Genomic DNA, 17,034 nt, shown 5'->3' with positions numbered 1-17,034 from the left:
TTATTCCGATATGAAAAACGTTCTCATTATCTTATAGCGACTTATTAAGCACTCAAAGCAAAAAAAATGTATCTATTTATATCCTAAAACAGAAATAAGATGGTATGCCTAAAACTGTGAACCTGCATCGGCATCTAAGTTATCAATACCGACGGCACTTGCTGCTGTTTCAATGCCACTGGTTAGCTCTTTTAAACCATTAATAGCATTTTCAATCAAACCGCGACGCATATTTTGCTCTTCTGCTGAAATGCCAAATTTGCTTGCTTGCCCAACGGTGGCAATCATTTGATCGACTTTAATACCTTCTTTCTCGCCTTTATCGACAATGACATTAAAGGCATCTTCGACAAGCTTAAAGTCAGCGGTCAACTTATCTGCCGCCTCTTTATGATTGGTATCAATTAAGTACTGCTTAATACCATAACCACCAATTGTTTCGCCGGCTACTGTTTTATAACTACCATTAAAGATATTTTGGATACCGCGCGCATTATTGGCATAGCTTAGATGGGTTAAGTCACTAAAGCACTCATGCTCATCTTCGGTAGAGCCGGTGACAAATGCCACTTGCATGCGCTGAGAGGCAAGCTCGCCCAATGCCAAGCTGCCCATCTGATACATAATTTGGCGCAGCGCATTGCTGTTTTTACGAGCCATAATGTCGCTACGTAAAGTATTTTCACTCTCTGGCTGCCACTGCGCGACCATTGCGGTTAAGTCGTCAACCAATAGCTGAGCGGCTGCCTTTAGATATTGACCACGGCGCGTGCACGTGCTGGCATCAGTATCTACCGTTTCACCACTGGTACATTTACCCTCTGTGGTCACATAATCGCTCACTGGACGATTACCCGCGCCTTCGCCCACGCCATTGGTGTCTTGACCCCATAATAAAAATTCTATCGCATGATAGCCCGTAGTGACATTGGCTTCACTACCGCCAATCTCATTCATCTCTGCTAATAGCTCAGGGGTAATATCTTTGGTGTCTTGCTTGATACTGCCAACCGCAATGCTCTCACTATTAACGATATTCGCTTTCTCTTTATATTCACCTTCATAGCTGTCGCTAACGTAATCAATCAGCGCCTCATCAAGTGGCCAAGCATTTATCTGACCTTCCCAACCATCGATACTGCCAATCGTGCGTTTGTCATTGGCAGTGACAAAGCCTTCATCAAAACGAAACACTTCGGTTTGTGAATACGGCAGACGGGCGGCTTTATACGCCGCTTTTGCCGCATCAAGATTGGCTTGCGTTGGCGTATCAACATAAGTATTGACCGCTGCTTGTAGTATTTTTGCGGTTGCGAGCGAATCTTGATACGCTGCCTGCGCCATATCTGAATAACTAAGTAACAAGCGATCGACATTGGCTTGATCGGCAGCAGGCGTCTTGCTAGTAGCACTGCCTTGCGTGCTTTCTACCTGCGTATCGTCAGAGCCTTGCTTGGTACATCCTGACACCATCAACATGGCAGCAAGCGCAGCTGCTAAAGTGGTTGGCAATATCTTACGGCTTGTCGCTGTGATGATGGTCATATGCGTCCTTTATAGGCAGTGATAACTCAAAAAATAAATTAAAAAAAAGAAAATATAGCTTTATGTCTGCACTTTAAAAGCGCGGTAAATTATAGGGTTATTGATAACGATTATCAAATTTAAATTGATAATTACTTATTCAGTTGATACTTTAAAGCACGATTAACACTCTTAACCAGCATGATTTATCTAAATATCGCTAAAACTTAACCATAAAAAAAGGTCAGCTGATAGCCGACCTCTCTTTTATTCTAAATAGTACTATTTGCTCTAACTACTACTATATGTCATCTATAGCTATCGTCCTAACTTAAGTCACTGCTTTCACTATTATCCAGATTCAGCATTGACTCAGTTATTACGCATTTACGTATTAACGTACGCTATTAGGTGCATTAACTGTTAGCTCAACACGGCGGTTTTGCTGACGACCGTATTCGCTGTTGTTATCACCAATAGGGCGAGACTCGCCGTAAGCCACAACATTGATGCGATTAGAGGCAACGCCTTGCGCTGTTAAGTAGTTAGCAACTGCATAAGCACGGTCACGTGACAAGCGCATGTTGTAAGAATCTTCGCCGCGACTATCAGTGTGACCTGCGATAGTTACCGTGTTTTGGTTATACTCATTCATCGTTGACGCCAATTTATTCAACGTTGGTTTGAACGAATTATTCAAAGTCGCATCATCAAATGAGAAAGTGATGCTACCAGGCATAACCAAGTCGATATTACCGTTAGCATTTGGCTTAACAGTTACGCCAGTACCTGCCATTTGTTGTTCAAGCTGACGAGCTTGACGCTCCATGTAATAACCAACACCAGCACCTAATACGCCACCGACTGCTGCATCGCGACCTGTCTTATCACCGCCAGTCGCTTTAGAAATCGCTGCACCACCTGCCGCACCAGCTAATGCGCCGATAGCAGATTTGTTCAGACGTTGTTGCCCTGTGCTTGGATCAACCGCACAACCAGTTATTGCTACAGATGATAAAACGGCTAAAGCTATCATTTTATTACGCATAATATATTCCTCTTAATAAACAATTTTATGTAACAACTATCGTGTTTGAATAAATTATTATTTGTTTTTAACACTTATATTATTATCGCAAGCCGAACCTATCTCTGTGTAATATTTTGTCACATCTATGTATAAGATGTGCAGGGTATCTTACGGCATCCACCAGTTATCTATCTGGCAACTTGCTATCGCTCATATTTATGCTCGTATTCATGCTTGCCTATTAAAGCTGATTGCCTCTTTTAAGAAAAGCGACTGCCAGCATGTTACTACTAGTCATGTTACTACCAGTCACGTTACAGTCGTACACTAGACTTGATTTCTGCTAAAATTATCTAAAATCATTTCTAACTTGTTTTTAAAAGCTATAACTTTAATAAAATCCTAACTTAAGATAATTAAAGTTACTCTCAGCTTAAATAAGGACTGTTCCACTTATAGTGAGAGACCGCTTAATATCGTCATGTTAGACCGTTATCTATAGAAGGATTTAATATGAAACTGACCTCTGCCATTCAAAAACTGCATCAGCGCGCACCTAAATTGGGTAAAGTCGCCTCCTTAACGACGGCTACTGGTGTGATTATAGTGAATAGTTTGGGCGCAGGTCTACCTATCTGGTTGATGGGCGCAGCAAAAACCTTAACTGGGGCTCAAGTTGCCGACGATGCCTTGATTAAAGTGACCAATTACTGGATTCATAGTAACAATGCGCTGATTAATAATATTTTGCCCAAAAAAGACTGGCGCATTACTTTGCCTGACGATGTACATATGGATGGTAAGTATCTGCTAATGAGCAACCATCAGTCGTGGGTAGATACCAGTATCATGCAATATATCAGTGAAAACCGTTTGCCATTAACGCGGTTTTTTACTAAATTTGAGCTGATATATATTCCGGTGATTGGACAAGCCTTTTACTTTTTAGATTTTCCGATGATGCGCCGTCACTCAAAAGAAGCGATTGCTAAAAATCCAGCGCTTAAGGGGCAAGATATCGAAGAAGCCAAGCGCGCTTGTTCCCTACTGAAAAGCAAACCCTTTACCCTGCTTAATTATTTAGAAGGCACACGTTTTACTAAAGCCAAACACGAGAAACAACAGTCGCCATATCAGCATTTATTAAAACCGCGTGCAGGTGGCTGGTCATTGGCAATCAATGCCTTAGGCTCGGAAATCGACGGAATTCTAGATATGACCATTGTTTATCCTGATGGCGTGCCCACTTATGGTGATTTATGGAAGGGCAATATCAAACGCTTAGGGGTTGATGTACGCTATATTGAGATGCCAAAGGCGTTATTTGCCGCTATTGAAAACGGTAGTTATGACACTGATGAAGAGGTAAAAGCAGAACTGTATGAATGGCTTGATGAGGCATGGCAGCAAAAAGACAAACGCATTACGCAGATGCTAGCAGATTTTGAAGCATCGCCTATGAGTGAGGCAGTATTATAAATGCTAGTTTAAAATTAATATAAAGAGACCGGTTGTTTATTTTGCTAGATACAGAGAAGATGAAAGTAACACCCGCATCTTCTCTGCTATATGTTTTTTTGTCATCTTCTTTTTGATAACTTTTCATTTATAATGACGATTAGTAGTTAACTTGAAATAGTAGCTAGCTCGAAGCACTGCTTATAGGTAATGTTGTTTTTTATGACGATATGACCAATAATTTACCAAATCTCTAACCATCATAAGGCATGACTGTGTCCGCTCCGAATAATGCCACTTCACCGATAGAATCCAATCCTTTGCCCAATCAAACTGAAGAGCCGCTATTAACGCCGCAGCGTCCTGCGCCCAATCGCTTAAAACTCACTTATGATATTGTGATGATTATTGCCATCAGTATTGATTTACTATTCATTAGTATTGATGCGATTTTGATGAGTGATTTCAGTGTTAATGCATCGAATTGGTTAACGATTGGCGATTGGCTAACATGGTATCAGACTACACTGCATGAGCCATTACGTAACGCTGGTGGGTTTTTTACGGTCTTTTTGATTATCGAGTTGCTATTACGTTGGGCGGTGGCGATTAAGCAGCAGGTGTATTACCGCTGGTTTTTCTTCCCCTTTGTGCATTGGTATGAGGTGCTGGGCTGTTTTCCGCAGCTGCGTGCCCTGCGTTTATTTCGTGTGGTGATTATCGGTCGCCGCTTATATCAGTTGGGCTATCAAGTCTTACCACAGCCGTGGCTGAATCGGATTAAATTTTATATTAATTTATTATTAGAAGAGCTGTCTGATCGGGTGATATTAACCACGATTCACAGTTATCGCGAGCAGCTGACAGACGCTAAAATGCAACAGTCCTTGATTCAATCCACCATAGGGCGCAATCGGAATGAGATTGAGGCGGCGCTCCTGTCTTTGTTGCGTCAAGAGCTGGCACCGCAGCTGCAAAAGCTTACTGGTCAGTCGGTGGCAGGACAGCTGCTTGCCAGCGAAGTGGGCAGTGCGATTCAAGACGGACTTAAAAATACGCCTGAGCTGCACCGCTTGCTGCGCATGATACCAATTGCTGGTGGCCTAATTGAAGCACAACTGTTGCAAATTGGGCACAATGTTGGTGAAAATGTCGTTCATTCTATCAATGCACGCCTACTGGATTCAGAGCGTATTGACAGCCTTATGGCAGGTATTGCTCATAGCGTCGCGCATATTAATACTGACAATAGCGCGCTTGAGACCCTCATCGCCAATATCATTGCTGACAGCTTGTCTGAGTTTGAGGCGCAGATAAAAGTCCAACAATGGAAGCATCAGGACTTGCTAGATTTTTGAATCAATAGTCGTGGTTTAAGATGCCATTTATCATGCTGTTACGCCTAACTATATTGATAGTTGATATTACTCTTTAGTAACTTGTTATATTGCCTGATTTAACTTGGCTTTTATAGTCGTGAGGGCTTGTGAATAATAAGGGCTATTAGTACACTGCTCATCATTGGCAGGCATTTTCTTACTTAAGATAATAGCATCGGTTTTTAGCGCTGGATTATAGCTTATATTGATACTCTAGTTTCTAACTAATACACATAACCAAACCTAGCTACTGATTGCAAATCTTACTGTTCATCACAACTGTTCATCGCAAAAACGGTCACCAGCCGCACCGTGATTGTCGCTCTATTATAGGTAACTTTTAAGGACTGAAATAATGACCATTTCGGATACAGATAGGCAAATTCCAAGCACTAGCAATCAAAGCAGCACTCAACAAGGTAACAGCCAAGCCATGACATTTTATGGCAAAATGCTGACCTTTTCGCGCTTGCAAATCAATACTGATAATTTGACCGAAATTGATAGCCAGCTTGCCGGTATGCTCAGTAATAAAACCAGTAATATTCCTGTGGTTATCGATAGCGACATTGAGCAAGATTTATCTGCATTGGTAGATTTATTATGGTCTTGGGGTCTACAACCGATTGGCGTGTTAGCCGGTGTACTTGAACTACAAGCACGAGAGCAAAGACTGGCGATATTTCCAGCTGATGGCAAACGTATTGAGCGCATATTACCAAGCAAAAAAGCAACGGCACAGCTTAGCCAAACGCCAGTAGATGATGCAACTTCTGTTAGTGAAAATAATGCTGCGGGAAATAGTGGTGCTGAAAGTGATGCTGCCGTAAATAATACGACTGACAATGATGCAGCAGACAATGCAAAAAGCACGACTGCTCAAGCAGCTACGAATCATGTTGCCAATCACCCCGAAACATTACTTAGCGCCGAGCACATTACCAGCCTCATTTATGATCAGATGCTGCGCTCAGGTCAAAGCCTCAACCATGTTGGTGGCGATTTAATTGTTGCCAACAGTGTTAATAGTGGCGCTGAAGCCATTACTGATAACAATCTACACGTTTACGGACGCGCACAAGGGCGTTTGGTAGCAGGCGCAACTGGGGATAAAGACGCTCGCATTTTCTGCCAGATGTTTAATCCGTCTTTGGTATCCGTTGCAGGCACCTATTGTTTGCGTGATAACTTACCAGCAAACGTGATTGATAAGCCGGTACAAGTCAGCTTTGTAGAGGGTCAAGGTTTGGTTTTTAAAGTGATTGATAATAGTTAGGTACTGTCAAATACAATTAAATTAAACCATTACTGATTAAAAAAAGAGCGCTAGAAACTAGCGTAATATAAAGCTTATTTATGCGTTGCCATATGGTATCGACTTTATTTCAAAAGCTTTTTATCGTTTGCTACTGACATGGTATAAATTTTTGATTATTTATGCTAGGCTTGCATGCGCATAGAGCAAGTGCTGATGGTAAAATTAGCGTATTATATAAACGTATGAATCGGTCAGTTTGCCGCTCTTAAGTTAAAAAATTAGTCGTATATTTCGTCGTTAAGATAGACCTCATCTGTAATAATAAACCGGCTGTTCTTTTGAACAGATATCCCATTGATTGATAGGAGCGTGCCATTGTGGCAAAGATTGTTGTAATCACTTCAGGTAAAGGCGGTGTGGGCAAAACCACGACCAGTGCCTCTTTTGCCGCTGGTTTAGCATTGCGTGGCTACAAGACTGTGGTTATCGATTTTGATGTGGGCTTACGTAATCTAGATTTGATTATGGGCTGTGAAAATCGCATCGTTTATGATTTCGTCGATGTTATCAGTGGTAATGCCCGTCTGTCACAAGCCTTAGTAAAAGACAAGCAGCTAGAAAATCTATTTATTCTACCTGCCAGCCAAACACGTGATAAAGATGCGCTCACCAATGAAGGTGTGGCGGATGTCATGGCTGAGCTGTCTAAAGAGTTCGACTATATCATCTGTGATTCGCCTGCTGGTATTGAGCGCGGTGCACAGCTTGCTATGTATCATGCTGATGAGGCAATTATCGTCACCAACCCAGAGATTTCTTCGGTTCGTGACTCTGATCGTATCATTGGTATCTTGCAAAGCCAAACCAAAAAGGTTGCTGAAAACAAAGGGTCAGTGCGTGAGCATTTAATCATTACTCGTTACAATGCTGAGCGCGCCGCGGCAAACGAGATGATGAGCATTGAAACCATCTCTAATGACATTCTAAAAGTGCCATTATTGGGCGTTATTCCTGAGAGTCATTCGGTACTTGAAGCATCAAACCATGGTGAGCCAGTGATTCACTACACTGACTCTGTCGCTGGTCAATGTTATGACGATATCGTCGCTCGCTTCTTAGGGGAAGAGCGTCCGCTACGTCATATTGACGTGAAGAAGAAAAGTCTCTTACAGCGCTGGTTTGGGGGTTAATAATGAGTAAGAAAAAAGGATTTTGGAGTAATTTATTCGGTGCCGACGACAATAACGCAGGAAGTGCCAATATGGCAACTGAACGCCTTAAGGTTATTGTTGCCACTGAAAATCGTCTCAATAACCGCTTAACGGCTGATCGTATCGAGAAAATGAAACGTGAAATATTAGAAGTGGTCAATAAATACGTCAATGGCGTACAGATTGATGACGTTAATATTAATCACCGCCATGAAGACACTCTTGATGTGTTAGAGATGAACATCAGCTTACCTGAGCACAAGAAATAAGCTGTAAAACAAGCTGAGAAATAAGTGTATTTCAATTACATGATACGAATAAAAAGCCCTACATATTATATCTAGGGCTTTTTTTGGCTAAAAATTATCTATAATTGACTTACGATTTAATAACTTCTATTTCATGCGATCGATTAATTTGTCTTTTTTTATCCACTGATGGAAAAACGCCGCACCAATATGCGCAAGGGTAAATACGATAATCATCGGCCACAGAATATCAGCATGAACATCGTTATAAAAACGCGCAGCAGTACGGTTGGGCGTGACAAATACAGGTATTTCAAACAAACCAAACATATCAACTGGTCGACCGCCATAAACTGACATCAATAGCCCAGCAATCGGCATAGCAATCAATAATGCATAAAGTAGAAAATGCGTCAGTTGCGATATCAGTACTTGTATTTTTGGCATGGGTAACGGTGGCGGCGCTTTGGTAAATAGCCGATTAATGACCCGCGCGATCATCCAGAATAAGACACTGATACCAAAAGCTTTATGCAATCCTAGAAATACTTTGCTCTCATTATAGCCATAAGCCAACATCAATAGCCACGTCACTAATAACAAAGCAGCACTGATCCAATGAAATATCCGGCTACTGACTGACCACTTTTGGACGTTCTGATAATCCTTTTGCATAACCACTCTTCTTAACCACACCTATTTTGACACTTATTGTATCTTAATATCGTTAGTTGGTGCCGTTGCCTTGGTTAAATTATTTATCATTTTATAATGATGTTAATGCTTATTTTTTACAATAGCTCAAATTAACTGTCTAAATCTACCAGTTGATGAGCAATTTTTTCTAAATCAGGCACTAAATAAGGCACATTATCAATCGTTACGGTTTGGAACAGGTAGGACGGCACAATATCTTCTTGAAAACGTGCGCTGTTTCCAGTCTGTTCGTTAGATTCACCTTGGGTAGTATCGGTTTGAGGCTCAGATATCTCAGTATACTGCTCTGGCAGCGCTATGTCTTTAACATCAGAGATACGCACTTTCAGTTGCTGTAGCTCACCTGCCGTTTGCAGTGCTAACCGATGCACAGTGGTATTACCTTCTAGCACAATTAATTTATCGGGCGTTTGCTCAGATGGTAACAGATGAAAGACAGCCACTTCCTGCTGCTGCCACAGATATGTCCAAATCCGCTCGGCATACTCATCGACACTTAATATCAGCGCGCTTGGAATAACCCAATCAGGTTGATTTTCGGCAGGCACAATGGTGACATCAAGCGTACCATTACTGGCAGTCAGTAAGCTGATTGCCTCAAACGCATGCTTTCGGATTTGGTTCATAGCTTATCCATCATAAAATAGAGATACAAAATAGTGACTGATATTACCTCATCGGCACTTTTTAAATTAACGCCAGTAGAGCTTTTCTCGACTTTTTGGCTGTAATAGTCAATTATAGCGCCTCATCATAAGCACCCTTAAAATTGATATCGACCAGATTTTGAATGTTACGCAGCAGCTCTTTTTCTTGGAATGGTTTGCCCATATAGTCATTGACGCCAATCTCAAAGGCACGCGCACGATGTTTTTCACCTGTTCTTGAGGTAATCATAATAATTGGAATATTACGTAAGCGCTGGCTAAAGCGCACTTGCATAGCCACCTCAAAACCATCCATTCTTGGCATCTCAATATCGAGCAGGATAAGGTCAGGGGTTAGCTCTTGCAAGATCTCAATGGCATCGATGCCATCTTTCGCAACAACAGCCGTAATGCCTTGACGCTCCAAAAAGCGCGAGGTGACTTTTCGAACCGTGACCGAATCATCAACCACCAATACAGTGGGCTGCTGCCGCGCTCCTGCGTTACTTTGCCCTTTAACATTGATAGTTGGACGACTGTCTTTGATAGACGGGGCATTACGTAATAGCGCAATGAGGTCTAGTATCATCATCACTGAGCCATCGCCCATGATAGTCGCCGCTGAAATACCTGGTACATGTGACAGCTGTTTACCGAGCGGCTTGACCACTACCTCAATACGCGAGCCCGCGATTTGATCCACTTGTAGTGCTAGTTTTTGACCGCTACGGTTTTTAATAATAATAACTGGCAAGCTTGAATTGGTATTGACTATCAACTCATTAAGCTTATTGCCGGTCAATATCTCGTTAAGGTAACGGACTCGATAATCCGCATCCTCAATGCGCATGGTTGTCTCATGCGATTGATAATAGTCGTACAATCTCTCCGGATTGATACGTACGACGCGCTCAATTTGCACCAAAGGAATGGCATAATAGCGATCGGCGGTACGCACGACTAAGGCATCTGATACGGCAACAGTCAGCGGCACTCGCATGGTAAAGCAAGACCCCTGACCTGAGTTTGAGGTGACTGAGACCACGCCGCCTAACTGCCGAACTTCACTGATCACCACGTTCATACCCACGCCACGACCTGAAATCTGGGTCACTTGATTGGTTGTGGTTAAGCCTGCATTAAAAATATATTGCATCACATCGAGATCAGACAAGCTATCATCATTGACATCGATTAAGCCTTGCGCAATCGCCTTTTCCCTGACGGCATCGACGCTAATGCCGCGCCCATCGTCAGTTAAGTTGATAACCACTTCACTGCCCTCACGCAACACCTCTAAAGTGATATGTCCGCTGCGCTCCTTACCTGCATTTAGGCGGCTTTGCGGGCTTTCAATGCCATGATCTACTGCATTACGTAGCATGTGCTCAAGCGGTGAGGTAATGCGCTCAAGGATGGTTCGATCCATCTCATCATCTGAATTAATGATGCTCAGCTCAACCGACTTGTTCAGCTCATTAGCCGTTTGACGTACGATACGTTCTAAGCGCGGGGTAAGACGGGCAAACGGCACCATACGCGAGTTCATCAGTCCATCTTGTAGCTCAGTTTGGGTACGGGATAGCTGCAAAAGCAGGTTCTCGCTATCACGGGTCTTTTCAAGTAAAGTGCTATTAATATCAATCAAGTCAGAGGCGGATTCAGATAGCGATTTGGAGAGCTGATTTAAAGAAGAGTATTGGTCCATCTCAAGCGGATCAAAACCTTCATTGGCAATCAATTCGACATCGTCAATTTGCGATAAAATTTGCTGTTCAAGCTCATTTTCCATTCGCCGTAGCTGATCTGCCAAACGCTGTACTGTCGTGCCCATCTCTTCAATACTTAGGGTCAAGCTGCTCATACCCATATCAATACGCGCACGGTTAATGGCAGATTCACCAGACAAGTTAATCATGCGCTCAATCAAGTTGCCTGAGATACGTATCATCTCATTGCTACTACTAATTTGCTCTTGCTCGGTGAAATTGCCAGTCATGGGCGGCATCACTGCAATATTATCCACACCGCGCACCCTTTCGCGCTTGGTTTTTGCGGCAAAAATGGCGCTTAATTGAGTTTGTAATGACTCAATAGGCACAGATTTCAGACTGTCAGGGTTTTTGCTAAATTGCTGCAAGGCGTTGACTAATACGCTAGGGATGGGTGGATTCAGCCGATTTTTTAGTACAAATACAGCGTCAGCAAGCCAGTCATGACATACTGTCAATAACTTAGCAATCATTTTGGTCGCTGGGCGACGACGTACCGCCAACTCTTCGTAAACGGTTTCCATCTCATGGGCTAGGTCGGCAATACCATTTGCCGCCACCATTCGGGCCCCGCCTTTGATAGTATGCAAATCACGCTGTAGGGTTTGTAGCGCCATGACATCACTGATGTTATTTAAAAACAGTTGCAAATATTTGTTGCTATTGTTGACCAACTCATCTGCTTCTTCTAAATACACTTCTAGAATATCAAGGTCAGGCATGCCTTCATGCCATGATTGAGCGATTAAAGTCTCTAGATTATCACGCTCATCAGCCGATTCTAGCTGTACCTCTGTGCCCTTATCGGCGCTCTCATTATGACTGCCATGGACATTTAAATGATTCTGCAGCGCTGGTAGTATTAGCGTGAGGGTAACGGGAAGCTCAGTAGCAGTTTCTAGTTGCTGTAGCTGCTTGATTAGCCGCTCGGCAAAAAAGGACTCTCGATAGCGCACGACATAATCAATTTGCAATGACAACACATCTTGTACCATTTGCATAATCGACAACCATTGCAAGGTTGGTTGAATGCGTGATTCGACAAAGGCTGTGTATAGCGTTTCTGCTTGAGCGGTCAAATTGCCAATACTGGCAATACCCGCCATTCGAGCACCACCTTTGATGGTATGTAGATAGCGCTGCAATACCTTTATTGTGGTCACATCATTGATGTCAGTACGCCACTTACTGAATGTCTGCGCGACTGCACTATCAATATCTTGTACTTCTTCTAAGAAAATCTCTAATAACTCAATATCCGTCGCCACTTCTTCGAGCTTTAATACTTCTTCCTGCTGACTAATAACTGATCTTGGCAGTACAGTTGGAGCTACGCTTGCGTGCTGTATGGTATCTGCGCTCGGGCTGTCAATACTTTTGCGGTCAATATGCTTACTTTGGATATTAGACGTAGCGCCGGCGACCGTGCCATCTGTTAAAGGCGCTGGCTCTACACTCTCTACTACTTGAAGGACAGTTACATCATCAGTTTCTTTTAAATCAGTCTCTTCTGAATCACTCTCTTCTGAATCAGTTTTTTTCGAATCAGTTTCTTTTGAATCATTGTCTTTTAAAGCAGCAACCATAAACGACTGTAAATCTACAATCACTTGCGCATCTATCTTTAAAGACATGCTGCCTGCTAAAGAATCGAATAACCCCAGCAGTTGTGCATGCCCTGCAACTAAGAGCGCCTGTACCGCCTTCTCGCGAGCACTATGAGGGTAGATGGATAAGTAATGATAGGCATTATCTAGCGCACCCAGTAATAAACAAAACTTAGGCGACTCTTTAGTGTGGTCAGATAAGCGGGCAATTTGATCACGTTGGAGTTCAATATACGCTTCTATATGTGCCATATCTGAATGACTTAAGGCTTGTACCAAATCAGCATCGGCATCTAATAGTTCATCGATATTAATACCCAGCAGAGGGGCTAATTTCAGCTGACTATTGATACCTTTTGGCATACTCTGTAGTTTACCGAGCATTGCCTGTAACGCAGTCAGGTCTTGCTGATTTCTTATAGCATTAGTATTTTCGATAAGGTCATCTGTCTGGCTATCATCATTATTATCTACAGCTAATAATTGGCTTTGTTGAATAATGCACTGCTCATAGGAGAACAAATAGCTTTCAATTAACGCTGTCGATTGTGCCAAGGCCTGCAAGTGTTCAGCATTCATCATAATATCTTGCTGCTGTAACTGTTCAAGACTTTGCTCTATTGCGGCACTCACCTCACTGATAGCAACCAATGCTTTTGAGCCAGAAGCGGCGCGCAGGGTATGAAAAGCACGAACAATCTCATCAATTACCTCAATCTGCGACTGCCCTTCATTATCCTTAATGAACTGATTAATGGTCTTTAACAACGTTTGGGCTTCATCAACAAAAATCTGACAAAAATCCTGCTCTTCTTCGCTGTGTGTGCTCAAGACGACTGGAGCAGTGGCTATCATCTCATTGACCGAATGGAAGGTCTGGAGCATATAGTCGACATGCGCTGTGTAAGTTGTGTCTGCCTCATTATGACTAGGAATCGGAGCGGGCAACGCTAATGGTTGCGGTTCTAAAGGGATCTCAAAGCCCGTTTGCTGCAAATACTGGTAAGATAGCGCGGCGTAACTGAATGTGTTGCCAAGTTGTTGGCTATATGCACGCGCGCAGGCAACCCATAATGGAAGAATTGACGGATAGCTTGTCTCTGCACTAACGCTTTGAGTTTGCTTAGCAAATATCTGAATCAATGTAGGATAAGTACTTAATACTTCACCTAGGAGCAGAAAAATATCAGCCGAAACCTCAATGGTACGGTCTAGTAGACGATTGAGCATCTCTTCCATTGCCCACGCAAGCTCAGCAGTATAAAGCGCGCCTACCATACGACCAGACCCTTTAAGGGTATGAAAACCGCGGCGAATATCAGGCAGGTATATCAGCTCATCGGGAGATTGCTGCCACAGACCATACAAAGGTGTAATCTCTGCTAACACCTCTTCTGCTTCTTCAATATATATCTCTTTAATATCAGAGTCGGTATCTTGGTTGTCTGCGGGCAAGTCCTGCGCTGCCTCTAACAAGGGCACTAATGACTCTGGAATAGTCAAATCAGACGACTTGGTAGTGATAAGGTTTAATGAAGCAGGCTGCTTATGACTGTCTATTTCAGCTTCCGCGTTATTACTAGAAGTCGTATGAGCTGCCATACTAGAACCCATGCCGTAGTTCTCTATCGCACTTTTATCCGTACTTTTATCCGCACTGTCATTATTACTGCCTTTATAAGTGCGATCATCAGTCACACTGTGATGAGTTTGCACGCTTGATGCGACCGTATTTAAGGTTAAGGCTACTGCGGGTATGCCTTCAAGTAATGGACGACCAGCAACTAAATTTTCACACTGTAAGACGATCAAGAGAGGGTCACAGCTGGGGGTAGACTGAGCCGCAAAATCTGCTACTAATATCAATAGCTGCTGGGTGGTGTGCAGTACTAAATTTACCACTTGTTCTGTCACTGATAGGCTATGATCTAATATATGGTTCAGCAGGTTTTCAATCGCCCATGCTACCTCGCTGACACTCATTGCCCCAACCATTCGCCCAGAGCCTTTTAGCAAATGAAAGCCGCGGCGCACTTCCATCAAAGACGACAGCTCTTGCGTATCCGCCTCCCAAATCGATAAAAAACCCGCTACATCACCAATTACCTCGTCAGCTTCTTCAATAAAGATATCTCGAAGATCATCATCTTGAATAAAACTGTCAGTAGGCAGCTGGCGCATTGCTTGCAAGGGAGCAATTTCACCACTGTCATCGTAACGTACCCTCTCATTGGCTATGCGCTGGCTAATCTTATTGATGTCTTTGTCACGCTGCTTGTCCTGCTCTAATACCGTTATAGGATCAACAATCAGCGCCGCTAATAGCAACTCAGCATTGGCAATATAAGTGTGCGCTTGCCCCAGCAATGACTGATCAATGATATGCAACGTCAGATGCTCTAGCAACAAATCAATCGCCGATAAACTGTCCGCTAAGGCTTGTGTTAACTGCCAACCCAGCTCGTTAAAATCATGCGCCTTAATTTGCGTAAAAATCGCTGCTACCTTATCCGTAGACTGCTGTATATCAGGTAGCCCGAATGCTTCAAAAGCACCATTCATTTCAGAAAAATCGTGCGCATTTGGCAATAAATTTGCGTCTTTTTGTTGTATATACGCCATAAAATGCTGGCGAATCGCAGTAATCGCACAACGTAATTGCGATAAACTGGTTTTAGATGCGTTATCCAACGATAACGTTATATCTTGAGAAGTGGCTATATTTTGAGAAGTGGAGGCGCTGTTACCATTATCTAAAGCCTGAACCGTCTCATAAATATTATTATATAAATCTTGTAATTGTTGCTCGATTGAACGCAGATTTTGAACATCACTATCGTTAGCCGACTCATATGCCGTCAGACGCTGTATAATTTGACCGATTTGCGCCTCATATTGTGCCCAGCCGCGCACCTGAAGCTGACGCTGACGCTGCTGTAGTAATGTAAGCGCACTATCTCCATCTTCTAACTCAAAAATAATGGTTTCGAGATCAATTAAAAGCCGCGCTAAAAACGGCAGCGAGGGTTCAGTAACCGCTGCACGATTTGGTTCAGGAATGTGGCTTAATAGGGCTTGCGTATTAGGGTTGATAGTGTCTAGACTACTCAACTCAATATAAAGCGCATTTATCACGCGGTTGATGGCATCGGCGGTCAAACCGCCGTTCAATGCCTCAGTAAAGTCAACATCCGTACCCAAATCTTGCTCATTTTCCGCGCTCAGACTCTCTTGCCGCTTGGATCTTTCGTAATAAATCTGGATAAACTGCTCTAAACTTGTTAATAAGGTGGCGTAATCCTCAGGTCGCGGCGTGTCATTATGTGCTAAATTCTGCAGCCATTGCTCAGCGCTATACCATAGCTGCTGCTGTAATGAGGGTTCGATAACCTGCCACAAATAACGAGTGACGGTGGCAAGTCGACCTAATATTGATAGCTGATTGCTGTTGACAGCAAGCAGCTCAGCACTTTGCTGACGCCAAGCAATGAGCAGTTGGTGATAGTGGCGACTTTGTAAAGTGAGAAGTGCGGCGGCTTCAGGAACAGCAATCTTGACGCCTTTTCTAGCATCAAACGCATCATAACGAGTTTCGTGAAGTACATCAGTGTTGAGAGGTTTTTCTGTCAAAAATTTTGCAATATTAGCGGTTAATACTTCGATCGTTTTTGTGAGTAATGCGCCGCGATAGCTGCCAGTATGCGCCCCCTGTAGCAGCTCATAATAAAGCAACTGATGAGAAAATTGTCCCATCAGCTGCTCTTGCCTGCTTAACGGCTGATGCATTCCTGCCGCAGCCAAGCCGCTCAGCTGATTAGCCAAAGCGCCCAGTCGCGGTAGATTTGCCATGATTAAGGCACCACTTAACTGACGATAATGCTCCTGCAAGGTGGCAAAAATACCATCATCACCCTCTACCTGCCAGCTATCTGCAAACTGTGCCAACTGCTCATTAAATAGCGGTAGTAACCACTCAATCGTCACCATATCATTGGGCTGTTTGTTCATAGGTTCATCCTAACTTATGGCTCATCAATTCATGTGATTTAGAAAGCAGCGCGGTGACGGTAGAAGGTAGCAGGCAGTCAATTGGCATGAGCAGAATATCCAGCTTTTATGACGGTTGCTAGCATGCCTTTAATCACGCTATCGCTTAACAATAGAGCTAATAACGAAATTAATA

General features: G+C 43.1%; 10 protein-coding genes. 5 read left to right on the top strand and 5 right to left on the bottom strand.

The genetic code is table 11. The features are described 5' to 3' along the window. Window positions 1-108: 108 nt before the first annotated feature. Together AAEY78_RS02360 and AAEY78_RS02355 are read right to left on the bottom strand one after the other, a co-directional pair. Window positions 109-1,545: an imelysin family protein gene (locus tag AAEY78_RS02360; protein WP_352336992.1), complete on the bottom strand. Its 1,437-nt coding sequence runs from the start codon at window positions 1,543-1,545 to the stop codon at window positions 109-111. A 373-nt stretch (window positions 1,546-1,918) separates the two neighbouring features. Further along, entirely contained in the window at window positions 1,919-2,572 is a 654-nt protein-coding gene (locus AAEY78_RS02355) for a YiaD family glycine zipper/OmpA-like lipoprotein (protein ID WP_352336990.1), read from the bottom strand. 495 nt (window positions 2,573-3,067) lie between these two features. Between AAEY78_RS02355 and yihG the strand changes: the two genes are divergently transcribed. The 5 genes from yihG to minE all read left to right on the top strand — a co-directional run bounded on the left by yihG (window position 3,068) and on the right by minE (window position 8,129). Next, window positions 3,068-4,033, top strand: coding sequence for a 1-acylglycerol-3-phosphate O-acyltransferase, YihG family (gene yihG, locus AAEY78_RS02350; protein ID WP_352336989.1), 966 nt, complete (start codon window positions 3,068-3,070; stop codon window positions 4,031-4,033). Window positions 4,034-4,281: 248 nt separating this feature from the next. After that, window positions 4,282-5,370, top strand: coding sequence for a hypothetical protein (locus tag AAEY78_RS02345; protein WP_352336988.1), 1,089 nt, complete (start codon window positions 4,282-4,284; stop codon window positions 5,368-5,370). Between the two features lie 376 nt (window positions 5,371-5,746). Next, window positions 5,747-6,667: a septum site-determining protein MinC gene (gene minC / locus AAEY78_RS02340; RefSeq protein ID WP_502943615.1), complete on the top strand. Its 921-nt coding sequence runs from the start codon at window positions 5,747-5,749 to the stop codon at window positions 6,665-6,667. A 359-nt stretch (window positions 6,668-7,026) separates the two neighbouring features. Continuing rightward, window positions 7,027-7,839, top strand: a complete 813-nt coding sequence (gene minD / locus AAEY78_RS02335) for a septum site-determining protein MinD (RefSeq protein ID WP_352336986.1) — start codon at window positions 7,027-7,029, stop codon at window positions 7,837-7,839. 2 nt (window positions 7,840-7,841) lie between these two features. Further along, entirely contained in the window at window positions 7,842-8,129 is a 288-nt protein-coding gene (gene minE / locus AAEY78_RS02330) for a cell division topological specificity factor MinE (RefSeq protein ID WP_352336984.1), read from the top strand. 126 nt (window positions 8,130-8,255) lie between these two features. On the opposite strand, the gene AAEY78_RS02325 is transcribed toward minE, so the two are convergent. The 3 genes from AAEY78_RS02325 to AAEY78_RS02315 all read right to left on the bottom strand — a co-directional run bounded on the left by AAEY78_RS02325 (window position 8,256) and on the right by AAEY78_RS02315 (window position 16,859). Continuing rightward, window positions 8,256-8,783 (bottom strand): cytochrome b, encoded by a 528-nt coding sequence (locus AAEY78_RS02325; RefSeq protein ID WP_352336983.1) that lies wholly within the window; start codon window positions 8,781-8,783, stop codon window positions 8,256-8,258. Between the two features lie 131 nt (window positions 8,784-8,914). Continuing rightward, window positions 8,915-9,451 (bottom strand): hypothetical protein, encoded by a 537-nt coding sequence (locus AAEY78_RS02320; RefSeq protein ID WP_352336981.1) that lies wholly within the window; start codon window positions 9,449-9,451, stop codon window positions 8,915-8,917. 112 nt (window positions 9,452-9,563) lie between these two features. After that, on the bottom strand, window positions 9,564-16,859 hold the full coding sequence (locus AAEY78_RS02315; RefSeq protein ID WP_352336979.1) for an Hpt domain-containing protein: 7,296 nt from the start codon (window positions 16,857-16,859) through the stop codon (window positions 9,564-9,566). Between the last annotated feature and the right edge of the window lie 175 nt (window positions 16,860-17,034).

Origin of the sequence: Psychrobacter sp. 16-MNA-CIBAN-0192 (assembly GCF_040309565.1) — a bacterium.
Classification (GTDB): Bacteria; Pseudomonadota; Gammaproteobacteria; order Pseudomonadales; family Moraxellaceae; genus Psychrobacter.
This window is presented reverse-complemented; position numbering and strand designations above follow the sequence as displayed.